The organism is Streptomyces ureilyticus (assembly GCF_011045025.1).
GTDB lineage: Bacteria > Actinomycetota > Actinomycetes > Streptomycetales > Streptomycetaceae > Streptomyces > Streptomyces ureilyticus.
The window spans coordinates 1-19,854 of the sequence record NZ_JAAKZX010000182.1; the positions used below are offsets into that span (position 1 = coordinate 1).

Consider the following 19,854-nt stretch of genomic DNA (forward strand, 5'->3'; position numbering starts at 1 on the left):
CCTACACCCCAGGCCCCCCAACCCCCCACAGCGGTAGGGTGTCGCCCTCGGGGGATCGCCATCTGCACGGAGGGGCTGACTAATAACGTGAACCTGCGCGACAACCTGCGCCGCTTGCTGCTCAGGGTCTACACACGCAGGGTGGAGGTCCACCTCGACCACGACCAAGTGCCCAAGCACATCGGGGTCATCATGGACGGCAACCGGCGCTGGGCAAAGGCGGCCGGGAGCACCACGGCTCAGGGCCACCGTGCCGGCGCGGACAAGATCGAGGAGTTCCTCGGCTGGTGTTCCGAGACCGATGTCGAGCGTGTCACCCTCTGGCTGCTGTCCACGGACAACTTCGACCGGCCGCAGGAAGAGCTGGTCCCGCTGTTCGGGATCATCGAGAACGTCGTCCGCACCCTCGCCGCCGACGGCCGCTGGCGCGTCCACCACGTCGGTACGCCGGACCTCCTGCCCTCGCATGTGCAGACCGCCCTCAAGGAGGCCGAGCAGTCCACGGCCCATGTCGACGGAATAGTGGTGAACGTCGCGATCGGCTACGGCGGCCGCCAGGAGATCGCCGACGCCGTCCGCTCGATGCTCCTCGACCACGCGGACAAGGGCACCTCCATGGAGCGGCTCGCCGAGAACGTCGACGTCGACATGATCGGCAAGCACCTCTATACGAGTGACCAGCCCGACCCCGATCTGGTGATCCGTACTAGCGGCGAGCAGCGGCTGTCCGGATTCATGCTCTGGCAGACGGCGCACTCCGAGTACTACTTCTGCGAGGTCTTCTGGCCGGCCTTCCGCAAGGTCGACTTCCTGCGTGCCCTGCGCGACTACGCGGCGCGGCACCGGCGCTACGGAGGCTGATCCTCCGCCGGCAGCTCGCCGGCAACTGGTCAGCAACTCGTCGGAAAAGGGCCTCAACAGGGCGCACTCAAGGGCGTACTCAAGCGCGTACTCAGTAGGGACCCAGCAGGGGCCCAGTGATGTATGTCATCTGGAGTTAACGCGCTCGCCGTCATATGCCGTGGCATGGCCGCGCCTCATCCAGGGCATAAGCCCTCCAGGTCGACACCCGAACCACGGGTGTCGTATCTCAGCGGACGGCACGGGGCCGTCCGCCCGGGAGGCCCTTTGCACCAGCCCGACCGTGCGGTCAGTACGGACGAAGCGGAGGGCCGGTCCTCGGCCCGTGCATCGGTGCCAGAGACCGGTCCAGTTCCTCTCCGTCGCTCCCCGACCTCATCCGAGGGGGTACGTCCTTCCGTGGTGACCAGCACAAAGCGCCGTATGCCAGACCGGCGCACCTATGTTCTCGACACCAGCGTCCTGCTGGCCGACCCGCACGCCATGAACCGCTTCGACGAGCATGAAGTAGTGCTCCCCGTCGTCGTGGTCACGGAACTGGAGGCCAAGCGGCACCATCCCGAACTCGGTTACTTCGCCCGGCAGGCCCTGCGTCTGCTCGACGACTACCGCGTGAAGTACGGCCGCCTCGATGCCCCCATTCCCATCGGGGACCTGGGCGGGACGATCCGTGTCGAGCTCAACCACTCGGACCCCAGCGTGCTGCCCACGGGCTACCGGCTGGGGGACAACGACTCCCGCATCCTCGCGGTCGCCCGCAATCTGCAGGCCGAGGGGTTCGATGTCACGGTCGTGTCGAAGGACCTGCCGCTGCGCATCAAGGCGTCCTCCGTCGGCCTCCTCGCCGAGGAGTACCGCGCGGAGCTCGCCGTCACGGACTCCTCCGGCTGGACCGGAATGTCCGAACTGACGCTTCCGGGTGAGCAGGTGGACATCCTCTTCGAGGAAGGGCACGTCTTCGCCCCCGAAGCCGCCGAGATGCCCGTGCACACCGGGCTGACGATCCACTCCGAGCGCGGCAAGGCGCTGGGCCGGATGACGCCCGAGGGCAACGTCCGTCTCGTACGCGGCGATCGGGAGGCCTTCGGCCTCAAGGGGCGTAGCGCGGAGCAGCGCATTGCGCTGGATCTGCTGCTCGACCCGGACGTCGGGATCGTGTCGATGGGCGGCCGGGCCGGTACCGGCAAGTCGGCGCTGGCCCTGTGCGCGGGTCTGGAGGCCGTGCTCGAGCGCCGGCAGCACGAGAAGGTGATGGTCTTCCGGCCGCTGTACGCGGTGGGCGGGCAGGAGCTCGGCTATCTGCCCGGTACCGAGGCCGAGAAGATGAGCCCCTGGGCGCAGGCGGTCTTCGACACGCTGTCGGCGGTCACCAGCCGTGAGGTCATCGAAGAGGTCACCGCGCGCGGCATGTTGGAGGTCCTGCCGCTCACGCACATCCGCGGCCGGTCCCTCCACGACGCGTTCGTGATCGTGGACGAGGCCCAATCCCTCGAGCGGAACGTCCTGTTGACCGTTCTGTCCCGTATTGGCGCGAATTCACGGGTCGTTCTGACCCATGACGTGGCCCAGCGGGACAATCTCAGGGTCGGCCGGTACGACGGAGTCGTCGCCGTCATCGAGAAGCTGAAGGGTCATCCGCTCTTCGCGCATGTGACCCTCACCCGGTCCGAGAGGTCCCGGATTGCGGCACTGGTGACGGAAATGCTGGAGGACGGGCAGATCTGACCGAAGTGCTCAACTTCATAGCGGTTACGCGCTAGTTGGCGCCGTCCAGCAAAGGCAGTGAGCTTAGTTGGGCGGCGCCTCGGCGTGTGCGGGTTTCCGAAAACTCCTGGGCCAAACAAGGTGTGAGCTTTCACACGCACCACAGAATTGCCTCCCGCCGTCGGGTTACGGCAGAGTCTCAGTCCTGTCAGGCCCCGCATACGACACACCTGTACCCCCAGCGGTACGGCACAACAGAAGCACCCCAAGAACTCCATAACGTCGTCGTATGCCGCCCGAGCACCAAGCGGCGCTCCCCGCAAGGGAGTTGCCCACCGGGCCCGTGCCTCCCGTGACCCCGCTGTTGGGAGGCCAGTGCCAGGGGCACGATTGCGTCCGCCAGGGTCACCGCGGCGGACGATGCTGGAAGGAAACCGTGTGAGCCGGATTTCGGTCCGGGGATTCGCAGTGGCCTCGGCCACCGCGGTCACCACTGTCGGCAGTGTCGTCGGTGTTGCCTCGGGTAATACCACGCAGACCCCGTCGGAAGATGCCGAGGCACTCGTCGGCAGCTCGACGCTTCTCGCCGACCTCCCCGCGGGCCAGCAGGCCCAGGTGCAGACCGCGTCCCTGACACAGCAGGCGGACTCTCAGGCCATCGCTGCGGACACCACGGCAAAGAAGGACGCCGAGGCAGCCGCGCGCAAGAAGGCCGCCGAGGACGCCGTCTCCAAGCAGAAGGCCGCCGAGAAGGCCGCGCAGGAGGCGAAGGAGCGCGAGGAGGCCAAGAAGGAGGCCGCCAGCCGCTCCGCCACGCGTGACCCGTCCAGCTTCGCGCCCCAGTCGTCGTACACGATCGCGGAAGTCCAGTCGATGGCGCGGCAGATCGTCCCGGCGGACCAGTTCCAGTGCTTCAGCAACATCGTGGACCACGAGTCCAGCTGGAACTACCAGGCGGACAACCCCACCTCCGATGCCTTCGGCCTCGTGCAGGCGCTCCCGGGTTCCAAGATGTCCTCGGCAGGCGCCGACTGGCAGACCAACCCGGCCACCCAGATCAAGTGGGGCCTCGGCTACATGGAAGACCGGTACGGCGGCCCGTGCGGCGCATGGGAGTTCTGGCAGGCCAACAACTGGTACTGAGCCCGGCACGGCCCGGTCCCGAGCGGACCGCCGCTCAACCTTGAAGAGCCCCTCACCGTCCTTCGGTGAGGGGCTTTCGGCATGTACGGTCGGACGCGACAACTCCGGGGGGAGTGGTGGGCGGCTCAGGGGGAAAAGGACGGATCATGTCGCGAGTGCCAGGGTGGCTCGGCCGCGTCGGTGCCGGGTTCACCCGCATGGGAGAGCGCCTGGAGGAGCGGCGTCGCGCCGAGGCCGAGAAGGACGTCCAGGAGGACTCCGAGGCTCCCGCTCCCGAGCACGTACCGCCCCCGCCTTCGTACGCCCCTGCCGTCGTCCCTTCCCGTCTCGATCCCGCGGCGGCCGTGCCGTGGGGGATGCGGGTCGCCGCCGAGGCCGGCTGGCGGCTGCTCGTCCTCGCGGGCACCCTCTGGGTGCTGACGCGGATCATCAGCGCCGTACAACTCGTCGTCCTCGCCTTCGTGGCGGCCCTGCTCATCACCGCGCTGCTCCAGCCCACGGTGGCCCGGCTGCATGGGTACGGGGTGCCGCGCGGGCTCGCCACCGCGCTCACCGCGATCCTCGGCTTCGTCATCATGGGGCTCATCGGATGGTTCGTGACCTGGCAGGTCATGGAGAACATCGACAACCTCTCCGACGAGATCCAGGACGGCATCGACGAACTGCGCCGCTGGCTGCTCAACAGCCCCTTCCACGTCACCGAGGACCAGATCAACGACATCGCGCAGAACCTGCGCGAGGCGATCAGCGAGAACACGGACGAGATCACCTCGGCGGGCCTGGAAGGCGTCACGGTCATCGTCGAGGCGCTGACCGGCATCCTCCTGACGATGTTCTCGACGCTGTTCCTGCTCTACGACGGCAAGCGCATCTGGCAGTGGACGCTCAAGCTCGTCCCGGCCGCAGCCCGTCCCGGCGTCGCGGGCGCGGGCCCGCGCGCCTGGCGGACGCTTACCGCCTACGTCCGCGGCACGGTTCTTGTGGCGTTGATCGACGCCGTCTTCATCGGTCTCGGCATCTTCTTCCTCGATGTCCCGATGGCCGTTCCGCTCGCCGTGTTCATCTTCCTGTTCGCGTTCATCCCGCTCGTCGGCGCCGTCGTGTCGGGGGCGCTAGCGGTGGTGGTCGCGTTGGTGACGCAGGGCGTCTTCACGGCCGTCATGACCCTGGTCGTCGTGCTGGCGGTCCAGCAGATCGAGGGCCACATCCTCCAGCCCTTCATCCTGGGCCGCGCGGTCCGCGTCCACCCCCTCGCGGTGGTGCTGGCGGTCGCGGCGGGCGGCCTCGTCGCCGGGATCGGCGGCGCGGTGGTGGCGGTGCCGCTGGTCGCCGTGACGAACACGGTGGTCGGCTACCTGCGCGCACACTCCCGTGAGGCGTCGCTACGGCACTCTCCGGCGCCGCACGGGGCGACGGCGACCGACGCGGCGCCGGGGGCGGGTCGTGTTCCGGGGGCGGGTCCTGCGCCGGAGACGGCTCCGGCTCCGGGCCCGGGTCCGAGCCCAGCTACGGGTCCGACTTCGGCTCCGGCGGAGGCGCCGCCTTCGGACAAGCCGGGGCCGGAGTAGCAACCGGGGCTACTCCTCCGCCAGTACGGCCTCCGCGTCCAGCGTGACCGCGACGGCATGGATCACCGAGGCGATCTTGAACGCCTCCTGGATCGTCTCGCGGTCCACGCCCGCCTTGCGGAGCGCCCGCTCATGGGAGTCGAGGCAGTCGCCGCAGCCGTTGACGGCGGACACGGCGAGGGACCAGAACTCGTGGTCCGTCCTGTCGACTCCCGGGTGACCGAGGACGTTCGTACGCAGACCGGCCCGCAGGTTCCCGTACTCCGGGTCGGAGAGCAGATGCCGGGTGCGGTGGAAGACGTTGGTCATCGCCATGGTCGCGGCGGCGGACTTGGCGGCCGCATACGCCTCGGGAGAGAGCTTCCCGGCGGCCTCCCGAGCCACCTCACGCAGCAGCAGGGGCGAGCGCGAGGCGATCGCACAGGCCAGCACCGTGCCCCAAAGCCGCTGCGGGGGCAGCGGGCTGTCGCCGATCACGGAGTCGAGGTTCCGCCGCAGATCCTTGGCGTAATCGGGAATCTCGAGAGCCATGCGGCAACACTATGCCGGAGGGGCTGAGAATCGGCCCCTCCGGCGTTGAGGAGTGCGGGACAGGAGGCGGAGCCCTGGTAGCGGCTCGGTTCGCAGTCCTCCGGCCGCCTTTCAGCCGCTCCGGCGTCTGAGGAGCGGGGGTCGTAGGGGGCGGAGCCCCCTGCACTACTCCGTGCGCAAGCCCTCCGGCCGCATCAGCCGCAGCAGCGGCGGCAGGCTGAAGAGGGTCACCACGAGGACGACTCCCGCGCCGATGCCCGTCATCGCGAGGACGCTCGACCAGTCGACGCGTACCGGCGTGCTCGCCATCCTCAGCAGGACCGCGCCGAGCGTCAGGCCCACCGCCGAGGCGAGGACCAGGCCGAGCGTGATCGGGATGGCGGTCTGCCACAGCACCGACAGGCTCAGTGTGCGGCGCCGGGTACCGAAGGCGACCAGGGCGGACAGGAGCCTCTTGCGCTCGCGCAGCTGCTCCAGTTGGGAGACGAGCAGGCTCGCCCCGATCAGGAGCAGGACGCAGGCCGCGCCGACGAACAGGCCGGTACGGATGGACTCGAAGCGCCGAGCCTCCGAGGTCGCGGCCATGGCCGTGGAGTCCGCGAGCGGATCGAGCCGCGCCGCCGTGTTCCGTACGTACTCGCGGGCGTCCGGCACCGACTCGTCGAGCCCGACGTAGACCCCGCCGGAGATGGCGGGCGCGGCCTTCGCGGGCAGGGCGCCCGGGGTGGCGAGGATGCCCTCGCGCGCCCAGCCTGTCGGGTCCTTGCCCTGCGCGGCCTGCTTGATGCCCTGGGGCATCGTCCAGACGACCTCCTTGCCCCGGGAAGTGCTGTAGGACGGGTCGATGTAGAGCTTCCTGCCGGGCTTGCCCAGCTTCGGCGTGGCCGTGTCGTACTCGGCGTTCTGGACGGTGAAGACGTCGCCGTCGCGGCACGAGGGCAGCTTGGCCACCTGACGCAGGGCCGCGCAGTCGCCGACGGTCAGGTTCGCGGCGTTCACGGGTTCCTTCCGCCGGTCGGCCACCGCACCGTCGGACAGCGCGAGCGTGTGCCGTACGCCCTTGGTCTGCTTCAACTGCCGGTCGGCCTCCGCCAGCGGAACCTTGCTCGGCAGGCGAACCGTCATCTGGGCGCGGGAGACGTCCTGGCCCGTGTCCTCCGTGTAGTCGTTGGACACTCCGGAGAACACCATCTGCAGGGCGATCGCCCCTGCCACCGCCACCGCGATGCCGTTGACCATGCGGGCCGCCGTACCGCTGCTCAACTGGAGGCGCCGTACGGCCAGTTGCCAGGCAACGCCGCCGGAGCCGAGGCGCCCGACGACCGCCTCGACGATCCAGGGCAGCAGCGCGGTGATGCCGACCAGCAGCAGGATGACACCACCGACCACCATGAACTGGTTGAAGTCGCCGTTGGTCCGGCCCTGCCCGATCATCGGGTAGAGCAGTGCGAGTCCGCCCAGTGGCAGCAGCAGCCGCCACCACAGCCGGCGCCGCGCGGGCCGGGCCGTACGCACCACGCCGAGCGGCTCGATGACGACCCCGCGCAGTGCGAGCAGCGTCACCCCCACCGCGGCGGCCGGGACGGCGATCGCGACCAGCAGGGCAAGGGTGGGCGTCGGGTTGAGGTAGCTCGGGAAGACGCTGACGTCGAAGAGCTCGATCGAGCCCGCGATCTGACGGCCGATCAAGAAGAAGCCGATGCCGAAGATCAGCCCGAGCAATGCTCCCGCGAGAGCCTCGCCCGCGGCGATCCGCCGGGTCATCCGGCTGTCGGAGCCGACCAGGCGCAGTGCCGCGAGCCTGCGGTCGCGCCGTTCCCCGCCGAAGCGCACGGCCGCGGCGATGAAGACACCGACCGGCATCAGCAGCACCACGAAGACCACGAGAACCAGCAGAAGGAGGACGGGGTCCATCCGCTCCGACGGCGCCTTCCTGGGCTGGAAGGTGTCGATGCGCGTGACCGCGCTGCCGTTGACCTTCGGGCCGAGTCCGTCGCCGCCCGCGTAGAAGGCGAGTTCGGCCGAGCCGATGAGGCCGGTCTCGCCGATGGTGCCGGTGACGCGGTACGGCAGCCGCTCGCGCAGCAGCTTGCCGTCCTGGGAGTTCAGCAGCTCCTGAAGCGCCGGCGAGACCACCATCTCGCCCGGTGCCGGGAACTTCCCCACCCCGGGCGGCAAGGGCGCCTTGGACCCCTCGGGCTCCAACTGCCGCCCACGGACGCCCTGTCCGCGGAACTCCGTGTCGACGTCCGCGACGAGCAAGGTGTTGTCGGCCCGGGGAGGAATGGCTTGACCGCTGTACGTACTGTCGGCACGGGCGTACTCGCGGTCGCTCCGGACCTGCAGCGCGTTCGGAATCGCCGTGGTGAGCAGCAGCAGTGCCACCCCCAGGCCGACACCGACAGCGGTGAGCAGCACGCGCCCCCAGCTCTCACGCCCGCCGGTGAACGCGAACCTGAAGCCCATACCGAGGTCGCGCGACCACTGACGCAAGCTCATACGACGCGCTCCATGTCCCGGGACTTCCCGTCGCGTACGACGATCTCGCGGTCCGAGTACGCGGCGACGCGGGCCTCGTGCGTGACGAGGACGACGGCGGCGTTGGCGGACCGGGCGGCGTCCGTAAGCAGGTCCATGACACGCTCACCGTTGAGGGAGTCGAGCGCGCCGGTGGGCTCGTCGGCGAACAGCACGCGCGGGCTGGTGACCAGCGAGCGGGCCACGGCGACGCGCTGCCCCTGGCCGCCGGAGACCTCGCCGGGCCGCTTGCCCTTGAGGTCGTCGACCTCCAGGCGCTCCATCCACTGCAGGGCGGTGCGCTCGGCCGACTTGCGGCCGGTGCCGTTCAGACGCAGCGGCAGGGCTACGTTCTCCACGCAGCTCAACTCCGGTACGAGCTGGCCGAACTGGAAGACGAAGCCGAACTCCGAGCGCCTGAGCGCGCTGCGCCGGGCGTCGTTCATCGTCGCCATCTCCTGGCCGTCGTACGTGATCGAGCCGGAGTCGGGCGTCACGATCCCGGCGAGACAGTGCAGCAGGGTCGACTTTCCGGAGCCGGACGGGCCCATCACCGCGACGACTTCGCCGGGGTGGATGGAGAACTCCGCGCCGTCCAGCGCGGTGGTCGGTCCGTACGTCTTGCGCAGGTCGACGGCCGCGAGCAGGGAACCTTCGGGGGTCATCGGATCACCGCCTCGGCGAGCTTGTCGAGGCGAGCGGCGGTGAGTTCCAGCCACCGCAGGTCGGCCTCGAGATGGAAGAGGGCATGGTCGCAGATCAGCTGGTCGGCGAGATCGCCTTTGCGCTTGCGGTCGGTGAGGATCCGCATCATGCGCAGATGCTCGGAGCGCTGCGCGTCGAGGATCTCGACGGCGTTCCGGTGCGTGAGCAGCGCGAGGACGACCTTGGTGTAGAGGGTCGACTGGAGATACGGCTCCGGCTTCTCCGGCGTCGCGAGCCACCGCTGGACGTCGGTGACGCCGGCCTCGGTGATCGCGTACCGCTTCCGCTCCGGACCGTCGCCCGCCTCTACCCCGTCGACCTCCACGAGGCCGTTCTTCAGCAGGCGCGACATCGTCGAGTAGACCTGGCCGTAGTGCAGCGGCCGGTCGTGACCGAACTTCTCGTCGAAGGCCCGCTTCAGGTCGTAACCGTGACGCGGTCCCGACTCCAGGAGCCCCAGAAGGGTGTGACCGATGGACATGCGGAGCACTCTACACAGCGCGTATACACCGCGTGTATACGCGCTGTGTGTAGACCACGGCAGGGCGTACGGGAGTGCAGGTCGGGGCCGATTGTCACGGTTCTGCTACACGGGCCGGGGGTGCCCTCGTGGGCCGGGAGGGCCTGAGCCGTCCGGCGCGAGACGGCTCACACGTACGCGTGCGGGGCAACCTTCTACCCCTTTCGGCCGTCGATTCCTTTGAGACGGTTGTTGACGGGTGCTGATTGTCACGTCCGGAAAAGACCGGATCGGCAGTCCTATGTCACAACGCGTGGTGTTAGTTTGCTGAGCTGACTTGACTGGCGAACCTGTGTGACGCGTGAGTTGAACGGACACTGAAGGCGAAGCGGAGCGGATCGGACCCATGGGAAGAGCGGAAGAGAGACGGGCGCGGCAGGGCGGTGGCCGCCGCCGTGCCGCCCCGAAGCGCTCCGACGAGCGCGGCGGCATACGCCGCTTCTTCACCTGGAAGAAGGTCCTGGGCTCGTTCTTCGGCCTCTGCCTGCTCGGTATGGCCGCCTTTGTCGTGATGTATCTGCTCATCGACGTGCCCAAGGGCAGCGCGGCCACGGCGGCGGCGCAGCAACAGAGCAATATCTACCGGTACAGCGACGGCAAGACGACCCTCGCGCGCCACGGTGACAAGAACCGCGAGATCGTGGACCTCGCCGAGGTCCCCAAGCCCGTCCAGCAGGCCTTCGTCGCCGCCGAGAACAAGTCCTTCTACAAAGACGCCGGCGTCGACTTCAAGGGCACCACCCGCGGTCTGATCAACACGCTCTCCGGCAAGGGCAAGCAGGGTGGTTCGACGATCACCCAGCAGTACGTCAAGAACTACTACCTCGACCAGGACCAGACCGTCACTCGCAAGCTCAAAGAGCTCGTCATCTCGCTCAAGGTGGACCGGCAGAAGTCCAAGGACTACATCCTCGCCGGCTACATCAACACCAGCTACTACGGCCGCAACGCCTACGGCATCCAGGCCGCCGCCCAGGCGTACTACCGCGTCGACGCAAGCAAACTGACGGTGGCGCAGGGCGCCTACCTCGCCGCGGTGTTGCAGGCCCCGAGCCAGTACGACTGGGCGGTTGCGACGGACACCGGCAGGGAACTCGTCAAGCAGCGCTGGGCATACGTACTGAACAACATGGTCGAGATGAACGAGCTCGATCCCGCCGAGCGCGACGACATGAAGTTCCCCGAGCCCAAGGCGCCGAAGGGTGCGCCGGGCCTGGAAGGCCAGAGGGGCTATCTCGTGGAGGCGGCCAACAGGCAGCTGGAGCGTCAGCTCATCGCCCAGGGCACGGCCACCGACGCGGACGAGGCCAAGGCGTTGGTCGACCGGGGCGGCTGGACCATCACGCTGAACATCGACCAGAAGAAGCAGGCGCAGCTCGAGAAGGCCGTCAAATCGCAGCTGACCAGCAAGCTGGACGCCGAGAAGCGCAAGATCGACGCCGACGTCCAGGCCGGAGCCGTCTCCGTCGACCCGAAGACGGGCAAGGTCGTCGCGCTGTACGGCGGTGTGGACTACCTGAAGCACTACACGAACAACGCGACCCGTACCGACTACCAGCCCGCCTCCACCTTCAAGCCGGTGATCCTCGCCGCCGCCGTGGAGAAGGAGGCCGAGACGCAGGACGGCACGCCGATCACGGCGGACACCGTCTACGACGGCACCAGCAAGCGTCCCGTCACGGACAACGGCAAGAAGGTCGGGTTCAAGCCCCCGAACGAGGACGACGTCGACTACGGCCGGGTCACCGTGCAGACGGCGATGAACAAGTCCATCAACTCCGTCTTCGCGCAGATGGGCGTCGACGTCGGCATGGACCAGGTCATGAAGACCGCGGGCGATCTCGGCATGGACGGCGCGGACATGCAGGCCGTGCCCGCGCAGACCCTCGGCACGATGGGCGCGAGCCCGATGGAGATGGCCGGGGTGTACGCGACCCTCGCCAACCACGGCGAGAAGGTCACCCCCGCCGTGATCAAGAGCGTCGAGCACAAGGACCGTACGGTCGACCTCCCGGACGCGATCGGCGACCAGGTCATCAGCCGCGAGGCCGCCGACACGGTCACGTCGGTCCTCACCGGCGTGGTCGACGACGGTACGGCCAGGACGTCGGTGCGCGAGAATCCGGCGCGTGACGGCCAGCAGGTCGCGGGCAAGACGGGTACGTCCGACTGCAACAGGTCGGCCTGGTTCACCGGTTACACCCCGAAACTCGTCACCTCGGTGGGCCTGTTCGGCGAAGCGGCCAAGGCGGGCACCACGCGGTGCGGGAAAGACAAGCCTGTGAAGGTCAAGGAGTTCAGTCAGGTCTCGCTGCAGGGCGCGGCCGGCGGCGGCCGGGTCAACGGCGGTGGCTTCCCGGCCGCGATCTGGGCGGCGTACACCTTCAACGCGATGGGCGACGTCAGCAAGTTCGACCTGGAGACGGAGCAGGGCTCGGGCGTCCAGCCGACGTTCACCCCGCCGCCTCCCCCGGAGCCGGAGCCGACGCCCGAGGAGCCGACGCCCGAAGAGCCCGCACCGCAGCCCCCGAGCCAGCCGGAGCAGCCGGCGCCGGAGCCCAGTGCGGATCCGCCGTCGGACGAGCCCATCGATCCGCCGTCGCCCGACGAGCCCAGCCAGGACCCGGTCCCACCGCCCGAGTCGCCCCCGGACGACGGAGGCGGCGGGGACGGCGGCGCGGACACGGGCCCGGTGGTCCCGTAGCGAACCCGGTGGTCCCGTAGCGAAACAGTGCCCCGCGCCCCTTCAGAGGCGCGGGGTTTCTGGCATTTGGCGAGCGCCGGGTGCCGCCCGAGCGGACAGCCTCGGTTCAGTCCGAACCAGACCACCTTGCCCGTACGGAGCCGGGTCGCGCCCCAGCGTTGTGCGGCTCCGTCGCGCGGGCAGCACGCCTCGCACGCGGCGGAGCCGCAGCCGACGGTCCGCAGATCGCTGCCGTGTCCACTCCAGCAGCAAACGCTCCTCGTCGGCCGTCGGCAACGCGGGGGACGCCGTAGGGCTAAGCAGATCACCGCGTTCACCCGAAATTCACCCAAATGTCGCTATAGCGGGACCATTCGGTGGCACGAGCGTATGGTCGATCACATGTTTTGCCGATTCCGGGCGGCGCAATCCGGCACGCAGACGAAAGGTTGGACGAGCCATGGATCGTTCTCTTCGAGAGCTCGCTGAGCGCACGGTCGGCACGCACGACTTCATCGTCGGCCTCCCGCGTGAACCGGAGGTCAATCCGGCCCGCCCCGACCACACCGCTGGGGTTTCCGAAGCCGAATCAGTGGCGGATCCTCCCGTCGAGCGCTGCGCGTCGCTGTACGACGCGATACGTGACATGAGTTCGTACGGCTCGGAAGTAGAAGCGGAAAAGTGCAAGGGTGGCGATGACGGAATCCCGCACCGCCGGTGAGGAGGGTGCATTCGACGAGGAACTGAGCCGCGAAAACGCGGCTCAGTGAGAGCGGCCGCCAGCGGGTGGGGGCTTTCATGAACACGGGAAACCAGAATGACCACTCGTACCCGGGGGAACCCAGCGGACGAACTCTGGGAGACAAGTACTTCAAGGAGTTCGTGAAGCTCGTACACGTGAGCCTGCGGAGCTGGTGGTGGGGGGAGCCGCTGTTCGCGACCCTGGGTGGGGCGGGTGGCGCCTGGCTCGGGCATGACGGCGACCTGCCGATCGAGGAGGCGCTGGGCGTCGCCGTCTCCATGGTGGGTGTCATCATCGGGTCCGTGTTCGCCATCCTGGCGATGATTACGCGCGCCTGTGACAACACCTTTCTGCGAAAGGCGAGAAAAGCGCGCATCCTGCCCATCACCAATTACCTGTGGCCGTTCTTCACGGTGATTGCCATGGGCATCCTGTCCACCATCTGCCTCCTGGTGGTGGCCGGAGTTCCCGAGGACGCACCGACGCCCTTGCGTATGTTGGTCGGGGGGATGGGGGGATTCTTTGTCCTGTGGACGCTGGCCAGCCTTCCTCCCGCCCTTGGGGTGCTCATAGTGTTCACTCGCCTCGTTGAGAAGACCTCCGGTATAAGCGAGTGAAGGCACGTGAATGACGGCACGTGAGTGAAGTGACGGCACATGAGGGAGGGTGGCGGAAACGACATCGGTGCGGGGACGCGCACAGCGTCTCCCGCACCGATCGGGTGTGTCAGATATGCCCGGCGTCATTCTTCGACGAGTAGGTCAATATGGACGTATCGACCTTTCAGGGTGATGGAGCCTTCGCCGTAGGCGGAGAGGTATTTGCCGGTGCCGCCGATGATGCCGGTCTTGGCCGTCACGCCCGCCTTCGGGTTGTAGGTGATCATGTCGCTGAGCGTCAGCGTCCCCTGCTTCAGACGCAGCGTGCGTTCGCACTGCGTGGTCACGTGGTTCTTATGAACCCGGACCGCGCCGCACTCCGACCCACCGTCACCGACGTACTGCAGCTGCTTCTTGCCTGGCTGCTTCTTGTCCGTCTTCTTCGTCTTCTCGGTGTACAGCTGCAGACGGGTCGCCCAGCTGTCACCGACCTCGATGCTCTCGGGCGTCGTGTCGAGCCACGTGACGCCCGTCAGTCTGAGCCTCTCGTTGTCGTCCTGGCCCGTCTCCTCGGCCTGTGCCAGCGTCGGAAGAAGGGCGAGCGTGGTGGTGAGGGCGGTGACGACGACACCACGGACAGCCGACTTGATCACGGAACCTCCAGGCCGAAGAAAGTGCCCCAGGCCTTCTGGAGCATGGGCGAGTCATTCCACGCAGGTCGTTCCTGCGGCGAGGTGCACCGGTCAGTCATCGACGTGAAGGTCGAAGTGGATGTGGTCGCCCTTCAGGGTGATGTAGCCCTCTCCCTCGGCGTCGTTGTAGAGGCCCGTGCCGCCCACGATGGCGGTCTTGGCGGTGAGGGGCTTCTCGTTCTTGCGGGTAATCGTGTCGTGGAGGCTGATTGTCCCGCTCTTGAGGCGCAGCACCCGTGAGCACTGCGTGGTCAGCAGGTCCTCATCGGCTTCGATGGCGGTGCACCGCGAGCTGGCGTCGCCGGCGAACTTCTTCTTGGGGGTGTACAGGTCCAGGTAGGTGGTCCAGCTGTCGCCGGGTTCGACGAACCTTGGGCTTGTGTCGATCGTGGTGTAGCCCGTGAACTGCATCCGCACGATGTCGTTGTCGTTGGCCTTGGCCGTTCCCGAGGCCGGTACGGACAGCGAAAGAGCGAATGCGGTGGTCAGGGCGCCGGCGGTGACGGCGCGGCGGACAGTGGCAGAAGGCATGCATCCTCCCGGAGATCTGATTGCGGGTGCCCGAACCTGAGCCCCGGCGAGTCATTCCATGCGCCGGAACCCCACCGCACAACGCGCCTTGCGCGCCATCGCCGCAACTCCACTCAGACAGGCCAACGACCGGTACCGCCCGCGCCGCACCGCGTGCGTGCCGCCCGATGGAGCGCCGGGGCCGCCGCAAGGAAGCCGGGAGGGATGGCCGCGGTCGAGGGGGCCGTACGGGAGGCGCTCGTGCGGCCGGGGCCGCTGCGCGGAAGCGGGTGGAAAGAAGGGACGGCCGCGGCAGGAGTGCGGGAAGTGTCCGTGGTGTGCTGAGGGCGGCACCGCGGCCGTCGGCCGACCGGGGACCGCGCCCCCTGTGCCCCTACCCCCGCGCCGCTACGAAGCGGACGGCACCCCGAGCTCGAACCAGACCACCTTGCCTGTACTGAGCCGGGTCGCGCCCCAGCGCCTGGCCAGCCTGTTCACCAGGTACAGGCCGCGTCCGCCCTCGTCCGTGGCGCGCGCCTGGCGCAGCCGCGGGAGCTGGGGTACGTCGTCGCCGACCTCGCAGCGCAGTACGTCCGTGCGCAGCAGGCGCAGCGAGACGGGCCGTGAGGCATAGCGCACGGCGTTGGTGACGACCTCGCTGACGAGCAGCTCCACGGAGTCGCTCATCTCCTCCATGTCCCAGCGGGACAGCGCACGCCGGGCGAGCCGCCGGGCCCGGCCCGGTGCCGTCTCCTCGGGGTCCAGATGCCAGACCGCGACATCGCTGGGCGCGATGCCGTCGAAGCGGGCGGCGAGCAGTGCGATGTCGTCGTCCCGGTCGCCCGGGCCGAGCATGTCGAGGACCTCGTCGCACAGCGCCTCGAGCGGCGGCGAGTGGTCCGCACCGGTCAACTGCGCGGTGGCGGCGAGCCGTTCGCGCAGCTGCTCTATCCCGGTCCATACGTCGCGCAGCCGGGACTCGACCAGACCGTCGGTGTAGAGCAGCAGCGTGGCCCCGGCGGGCGCGTCCAGTTCGACCGCCTCGAAGTCCACGCCTCCTACGCCGATGGGGGCGCCCGGCGGCACCCGCAGCACCTCGGCCCGGCCGCCCAGGTGCAGCAGGACCGGCGGGGGATGGCCGGCGTTGGCGATGGTGATCCGGTGCGCGACCGGGTCGTACACGGCGTACAGACAGGTCGCCATACGGTCCGTGCCCAGCCGCTGGGCCTGCTCGTCGAGGTGGTGCAGCACCTCCTGCGGGGGCAGATCGAGCCCGGCGAGGGTCTGCGCGGTCGTGCGCAGCTGGCCCATGATGGCCGCCGAGGTCATGGAGTGGCCCATCACGTCGCCGACGACGAGGGCGACCCGGCTGCCGGGCAGCGGAATCGCGTCGTACCAGTCGCCGCCGACCCGCGCCGTCTCGGCGGCCGGGAGGTAGCGCGAGGCGAGCCGCACACCCGTCGGGCGCGGCAGCGTCTCGGGCAGCATCGTGCGCTGCAACTCGTCGGCGATGTACGCCTCGCGGCCGTACAGCACCGCCTTGTCGATGCCGAGCGCGCTGTGCGTGGCGAGCTGGGCCGCGACGAGGAGATCGTCGGCCTCGAAGGCCGGCCGGTCGGGGCGGCGCAGGAAGAGCGCCGCCCCGATCACGCGTCTGCGGCCGCGCAGCGGGGCGAGGATCGCGCGCTGGCCGCCGGGAACGGTCAGCTCCTCGCCGATCAGCTCGGGCAGCGCGGCGCGCGCCGCGGGCGCGTCCGCGAAGACGGGCCGTACGCCGCGCAGCACCTCGGCGAGCGCGCCGCCCGGCCGCACCTCGCACAGCTCGGAGGTCGCGCCGAGGTCCGGCTCGCTCTGCAGCGCGGGCAGCAGGAAGCCCTCGGTGTCCCGGTCCTCCGGGATCCGGTCCGTACGCCGCAGCCGCAGGACGACGGGCCCGGTGGGCCGCTCGTCGCCGACCGGCAGCGGATCGCGCAGATAGACGAGGATCGCGTCCGAGTAGGTCGGCACGGTGGCCCGGCACAGGCCCATCACGATCTCGTCGAGGTCTATGCCGCGGGCGATCCGCCGGGTCGCGGCCCCCACGAAACGCAGCCGGTCGCCGTCCCGCCGCATGGGCATGGGCGTACCGGGCGCCGGGCTCTGCCCCTTACGCCGGTCCGGCACGGCGGGCGCCTCCGACTGCGCCGGAATGGATCCGGGCACCGGGCGCGGCCGGTGCGGATCGGGTTCGGCGGCCGACGGCTGGGAGTGCTCGGGACCCGCGGGCGCGGGCGTCCCGGCCGGGCCGTGGCCGTCGGAGGGAGCGGGCGTGCCATGGCCGCCCGCGGGCGTACCGGTGGCGGCGGAGCGGGCTTCGGCGGAAGCGGGGGAGCCCAGCGGACCGCTCTGTGCCGGTAAAGCGTTGGAACCGCAGCCCTGGGCCGGCGGCTCCGGGGTACGCAGCAGCGCCCCGCGGGGGTCCGCGGGGGCGGTGGGCCCGGCAGCTCCTGGCTGGTGGCCCTCGTGGGAGTTGGGGTGCTCCGTCACGCGTGTCGAATCCATCCGTCCGGGGCTGCGTGCCATGCGTGCGGTTTGGCCCGCAGGAATGCCGATACCCGGATTACGTGTCCCAGGAACGGAATTCCCACGTGCTCAGACAGGCTCTCAGAGCCGGGCCCGGCCGGCGACGCCGACCGGGACAGCCCGTCCAGCCGTTTCCCAGCCGTACGACGGTACCCCTCGTACCCCTCGCTCACGTCCTGCCGCCCCTCGGTGACGTACGGTCAAGCCCAGCGCATGCCGCGGGAGTTGTTGCTGCCGTGCAGCCCTTGCGGAGGACGATCCTACGGTTGTACCACGGGGGCGCAACAAGGGTCTCATGTGGACACATGAGTGGGCGTACGGTCCCAGTCGTCCGGCAACGACGGCACGGACCAGGCCGGATCCGGGCGCCAGTGCTGCCAGCCGTCCGAGAACGGCGGGCCCCAGGCGCGGATCACCTCCACCGCGGACCGCCCCGCCTCCCGTACATCTTCGGCCAGTTGAAGACCCATCAGGCCGTCTCGCTGAGCCTGCGCGAACTCGTCCTCGTCGCGCCAGCCCCAGGTCCGGTCCGGGTACACACAGATGTCCAGGAAGTGGTCCTCGGAGTCGACCCCACCGGCCCATCTGACCAGCGGTTCCTCCAAGTTGACGTACCAGTTCTTGAACTTCCAGCCCGGCTCCCAGAACAGCCACACCGACCACGGCTCACCGGGCCGCGCCAGCTTCAGCACGCCCGTGCCGAACCAGCGGTCGCGCTGTACGGTGCGCGGCCTGGTGTAGCGGGACTCCAGCGGCTCCACATGCAGGGGCGTACCGTCGGCGATCATGGGCCGCACGCACTGGGTGCCGGGTGCCATCCATACGGCGAGCAGCTCGGCGTCGTCCCGTACGACGGTCACGGGACGGCAGATGTGGACGCGCGGGCCGCCGTTCTCCCGGTACCGCCACAGGATCTGGCTCCCGGGCGTCCAGAACGCCGCCGTTCCGCCCGTCTGCACGTCTGCCACCGCTCCACCCTCTGTCATGGCCGGATTTTAGGTGCCTTGCCCATACGACGCTGCGGCGCGCGTCACGGTTCGCGCGCCTGGCCGCAAGGTGTTACGGGCGCGTCATCCCCAGGACATCCAGCGCCGCGTCCAGCTGCTCGAGGGTGAGATCGCCTCGGTCGACGTACCCGGACTCCAGGACGACCTGGCGGATCGTCTTGCGCTCGGAGAGGGACTTTTTCGCCACCTTCGCGGCCTCCTCGTACCCGATGTACTTGTTGAGCGGCGTCACCACGGACGGTGACGACTCGGCGTACTCGCGGGCCCGTTCGCGGTTCGCGGTGATCCCGTCCACGGTCCGGTCGGCGAGCAGCCGGGAGACGTTCGCGAGGAGGCGTACGGACTCCAGGACGTTCTTCGCGATGACCGGAAGCATCACGTTGAGCTCGAAGTTTCCGGCCGCGCCCGCCGCGGCGACGGTGGCGTCGTTTCCGGTCACCTGGGCGGCGACCATGAGCACGGCCTCGGGAATGACCGGATTCACCTTGCCCGGCATGATCGACGAACCGGGCTGGAGGTCCGGGAGATTGATCTCGGCGAGTCCGGTCCGCGGTCCCGAGGCCATCCAGCGCAGATCGTTCGCGATCTTGGTCAGCCCGACCGCGATCGTCCGCAACTGCCCGCTCGTCTCGACGATCCCGTCCCGCGCGCCCTGCGCCTCGAAGTGGTTGCGCGCCTCGGTGAGCGGCAGCCCGGTCGTCCGCGCGACCTCGGCGATCACGGCGGCGGAGAACCCGGGCGGGGTGTTGATGCCCGTGCCCACGGCCGTACCGCCCAGCGGCAGTTCGGCCAGCCGCGGCAGCGAGGCGCCGAGCCGCTCGATCCCGTACCGCACCTGGGCCGCGTATCCGCCGAACTCCTGGCCCAGCGTCACGGGTGTCGCGTCCATCAGATGCGTACGCCCCGACTTCACGACGTCGGCGAACTCCTCGGCCTTCCGCTCCAGCGACGCGGCCAGGTGTTCCAGGGCGGGCACGAGATCGCGGGTGACGGCGGCGGTGGCGGCGATGTGGATGGAGGAGGGGAAGACGTCGTTCGACGACTGCGAGGCGTTGACGTGGTCGTTCGGGTGCACGGCACGGCCGAGCCGCTCACTGGCGAGGGTCGCGATGACCTCGTTGGTGTTCATGTTGGAGGAAGTGCCGGAACCGGTCTGGAAGACGTCCACCGGGAAGTGCTCGTCCCAGCGCCCCTCGGCGACCTCGCCGGCCGCGTCCTGGATGGCCTCCGCGATGTCCTTGTCGACCACACCGAGCTCGGCGTTCACCGTGGCGGCGGCGGCCTTGATCCGGGCGAGCGCTTCGATGTGCGCACGCTCGATGTGCTGGCCGGAGATGGGGAAGTTCTCGACGGCGCGCTGGGTTTGGGCCCGCCACTTGGCGTGTGGGGGGACGCGGACTTCGCCCATGGAGTCGTGCTCGATGCGGTAGTCGGTCATGGGGGGTATAGCGCCCCCGCCGCCCCTACCCATTCCCGTCCCCTGGGGCTGCGCCCCAGACCCCACCTGGGG

Annotated in this window: 16 protein-coding genes; 7 read left to right on the forward strand and 9 right to left on the reverse strand. The window is 69.2% G+C overall.

Annotated elements, in window-relative coordinates:
• Nucleotides 1-87: 87 nt before the first annotated feature.
• The 4 genes from G6048_RS36990 to G6048_RS37005 all read left to right on the forward strand — a co-directional run bounded on the left by G6048_RS36990 (nt 88) and on the right by G6048_RS37005 (nt 5,276).
• On the forward strand, nt 88-861 hold the full coding sequence (locus G6048_RS36990; protein ID WP_165343971.1) for an isoprenyl transferase: 774 nt from the start codon (nt 88-90) through the stop codon (nt 859-861).
• A 399-nt stretch (nt 862-1,260) separates the two neighbouring features.
• Nucleotides 1,261-2,586, forward strand: a complete 1,326-nt coding sequence (locus tag G6048_RS36995) for a PhoH family protein (protein WP_165343972.1) — start codon at nt 1,261-1,263, stop codon at nt 2,584-2,586.
• A 417-nt stretch (nt 2,587-3,003) separates the two neighbouring features.
• Entirely contained in the window at nt 3,004-3,708 is a 705-nt protein-coding gene (locus G6048_RS37000; protein ID WP_165343973.1) for an aggregation-promoting factor C-terminal-like domain-containing protein, read from the forward strand.
• 146 nt (nt 3,709-3,854) lie between these two features.
• On the forward strand, nt 3,855-5,276 hold the full coding sequence (locus G6048_RS37005; protein WP_165343974.1) for an AI-2E family transporter: 1,422 nt from the start codon (nt 3,855-3,857) through the stop codon (nt 5,274-5,276).
• A gap of 9 nt (nt 5,277-5,285) precedes the next feature.
• Here G6048_RS37005 and G6048_RS37010 read toward each other — a convergent pair whose 3' ends face one another.
• The 4 genes from G6048_RS37010 to G6048_RS37025 all read right to left on the reverse strand — a co-directional run bounded on the left by G6048_RS37010 (nt 5,286) and on the right by G6048_RS37025 (nt 9,510).
• Nucleotides 5,286-5,807 (reverse strand): carboxymuconolactone decarboxylase family protein, encoded by a 522-nt coding sequence (locus G6048_RS37010; protein WP_165343975.1) that lies wholly within the window; start codon nt 5,805-5,807, stop codon nt 5,286-5,288.
• Between the two features lie 165 nt (nt 5,808-5,972).
• Nucleotides 5,973-8,306: an ABC transporter permease gene (locus G6048_RS37015; protein ID WP_165343976.1), complete on the reverse strand. Its 2,334-nt coding sequence runs from the start codon at nt 8,304-8,306 to the stop codon at nt 5,973-5,975.
• On the reverse strand, nt 8,303-8,989 hold the full coding sequence (locus tag G6048_RS37020; RefSeq protein ID WP_165343977.1) for an ABC transporter ATP-binding protein: 687 nt from the start codon (nt 8,987-8,989) through the stop codon (nt 8,303-8,305). The genes G6048_RS37015 and G6048_RS37020 overlap by 4 nt, the downstream gene beginning before the upstream one ends.
• Nucleotides 8,986-9,510: a PadR family transcriptional regulator gene (locus G6048_RS37025; protein ID WP_165343978.1), complete on the reverse strand. Its 525-nt coding sequence runs from the start codon at nt 9,508-9,510 to the stop codon at nt 8,986-8,988. The genes G6048_RS37020 and G6048_RS37025 overlap by 4 nt, the downstream gene beginning before the upstream one ends.
• Before the next feature lie 385 nt (nt 9,511-9,895).
• Here G6048_RS37025 and G6048_RS37030 point away from each other — a divergent pair, with 385 nt between their 5' ends.
• From G6048_RS37030 to G6048_RS37040, 3 genes are all read left to right on the forward strand, one after another.
• Nucleotides 9,896-12,253: a transglycosylase domain-containing protein gene (locus tag G6048_RS37030; protein ID WP_165343979.1), complete on the forward strand. Its 2,358-nt coding sequence runs from the start codon at nt 9,896-9,898 to the stop codon at nt 12,251-12,253.
• Nucleotides 12,254-12,692: 439 nt separating this feature from the next.
• Nucleotides 12,693-12,953 carry a hypothetical protein gene (locus G6048_RS37035; RefSeq protein WP_165343980.1) on the forward strand — a complete coding sequence of 87 codons (261 nt, stop codon included), beginning with the start codon at nt 12,693-12,695 and terminating at the stop codon, nt 12,951-12,953.
• A gap of 161 nt (nt 12,954-13,114) precedes the next feature.
• Nucleotides 13,115-13,591 carry a hypothetical protein gene (locus G6048_RS37040; RefSeq protein ID WP_165343981.1) on the forward strand — a complete coding sequence of 159 codons (477 nt, stop codon included), beginning with the start codon at nt 13,115-13,117 and terminating at the stop codon, nt 13,589-13,591.
• A gap of 125 nt (nt 13,592-13,716) precedes the next feature.
• Here the strand turns inward: G6048_RS37040 and G6048_RS37045 are convergent, their stop codons facing one another.
• The 5 genes from G6048_RS37045 to G6048_RS37065 form a co-directional block, all read right to left on the reverse strand.
• Nucleotides 13,717-14,226 (reverse strand): hypothetical protein, encoded by a 510-nt coding sequence (locus tag G6048_RS37045; protein ID WP_165343982.1) that lies wholly within the window; start codon nt 14,224-14,226, stop codon nt 13,717-13,719.
• 90 nt (nt 14,227-14,316) lie between these two features.
• The gene (locus tag G6048_RS37050) at nt 14,317-14,796 is read right to left on the reverse strand and encodes a hypothetical protein (RefSeq protein ID WP_165343983.1); all 480 of its coding nucleotides are present in this window, start codon (nt 14,794-14,796) and stop codon (nt 14,317-14,319) included.
• Nucleotides 14,797-15,183: 387 nt separating this feature from the next.
• Nucleotides 15,184-17,316, reverse strand: a complete 2,133-nt coding sequence (locus G6048_RS37055) for an ATP-binding SpoIIE family protein phosphatase (protein WP_206342586.1) — start codon at nt 17,314-17,316, stop codon at nt 15,184-15,186.
• A gap of 314 nt (nt 17,317-17,630) precedes the next feature.
• Entirely contained in the window at nt 17,631-18,323 is a 693-nt protein-coding gene (fomD, locus tag G6048_RS37060) for a cytidylyl-2-hydroxypropylphosphonate hydrolase (protein ID WP_165343985.1), read from the reverse strand.
• A gap of 73 nt (nt 18,324-18,396) precedes the next feature.
• Entirely contained in the window at nt 18,397-19,782 is a 1,386-nt protein-coding gene (locus G6048_RS37065; protein WP_165343986.1) for a class II fumarate hydratase, read from the reverse strand.
• Nucleotides 19,783-19,854 lie beyond the last annotated feature (72 nt).

What these genes read in the sequence shown, in the direction of transcription:
- G6048_RS37005 (WP_165343974.1), top strand. Translation starts at nt 3,855, where the DNA reads ATGTCGCGAGTGCCAGGGTGGCTCGGCCGCGTCGGTGCCGGGTTCACC.
- G6048_RS37010 (WP_165343975.1), bottom strand. Translation starts at nt 5,807, where the DNA reads ATGGCTCTCGAGATTCCCGATTACGCCAAGGATCTGCGGCGGAACCTC.
- G6048_RS37015 (WP_165343976.1), bottom strand. Translation starts at nt 8,306, where the DNA reads ATGAGCTTGCGTCAGTGGTCGCGCGACCTCGGTATGGGCTTCAGGTTC.
- G6048_RS37020 (WP_165343977.1), bottom strand. Translation starts at nt 8,989, where the DNA reads ATGACCCCCGAAGGTTCCCTGCTCGCGGCCGTCGACCTGCGCAAGACG.
- G6048_RS37025 (WP_165343978.1), bottom strand. Translation starts at nt 9,510, where the DNA reads ATGTCCATCGGTCACACCCTTCTGGGGCTCCTGGAGTCGGGACCGCGT.
- G6048_RS37030 (WP_165343979.1), top strand. Translation starts at nt 9,896, where the DNA reads ATGGGAAGAGCGGAAGAGAGACGGGCGCGGCAGGGCGGTGGCCGCCGC.
- G6048_RS37035 (WP_165343980.1), top strand. Translation starts at nt 12,693, where the DNA reads ATGGATCGTTCTCTTCGAGAGCTCGCTGAGCGCACGGTCGGCACGCAC.
- G6048_RS37050 (WP_165343983.1), bottom strand. Translation starts at nt 14,796, where the DNA reads ATGCCTTCTGCCACTGTCCGCCGCGCCGTCACCGCCGGCGCCCTGACC.
- G6048_RS37055 (WP_206342586.1), bottom strand. Translation starts at nt 17,316, where the DNA reads ATGGATTCGACACGCGTGACGGAGCACCCCAACTCCCACGAGGGCCAC.
- fomD (WP_165343985.1), bottom strand. Translation starts at nt 18,323, where the DNA reads ATGACAGAGGGTGGAGCGGTGGCAGACGTGCAGACGGGCGGAACGGCG.
- G6048_RS37065 (WP_165343986.1), bottom strand. Translation starts at nt 19,782, where the DNA reads ATGACCGACTACCGCATCGAGCACGACTCCATGGGCGAAGTCCGCGTC.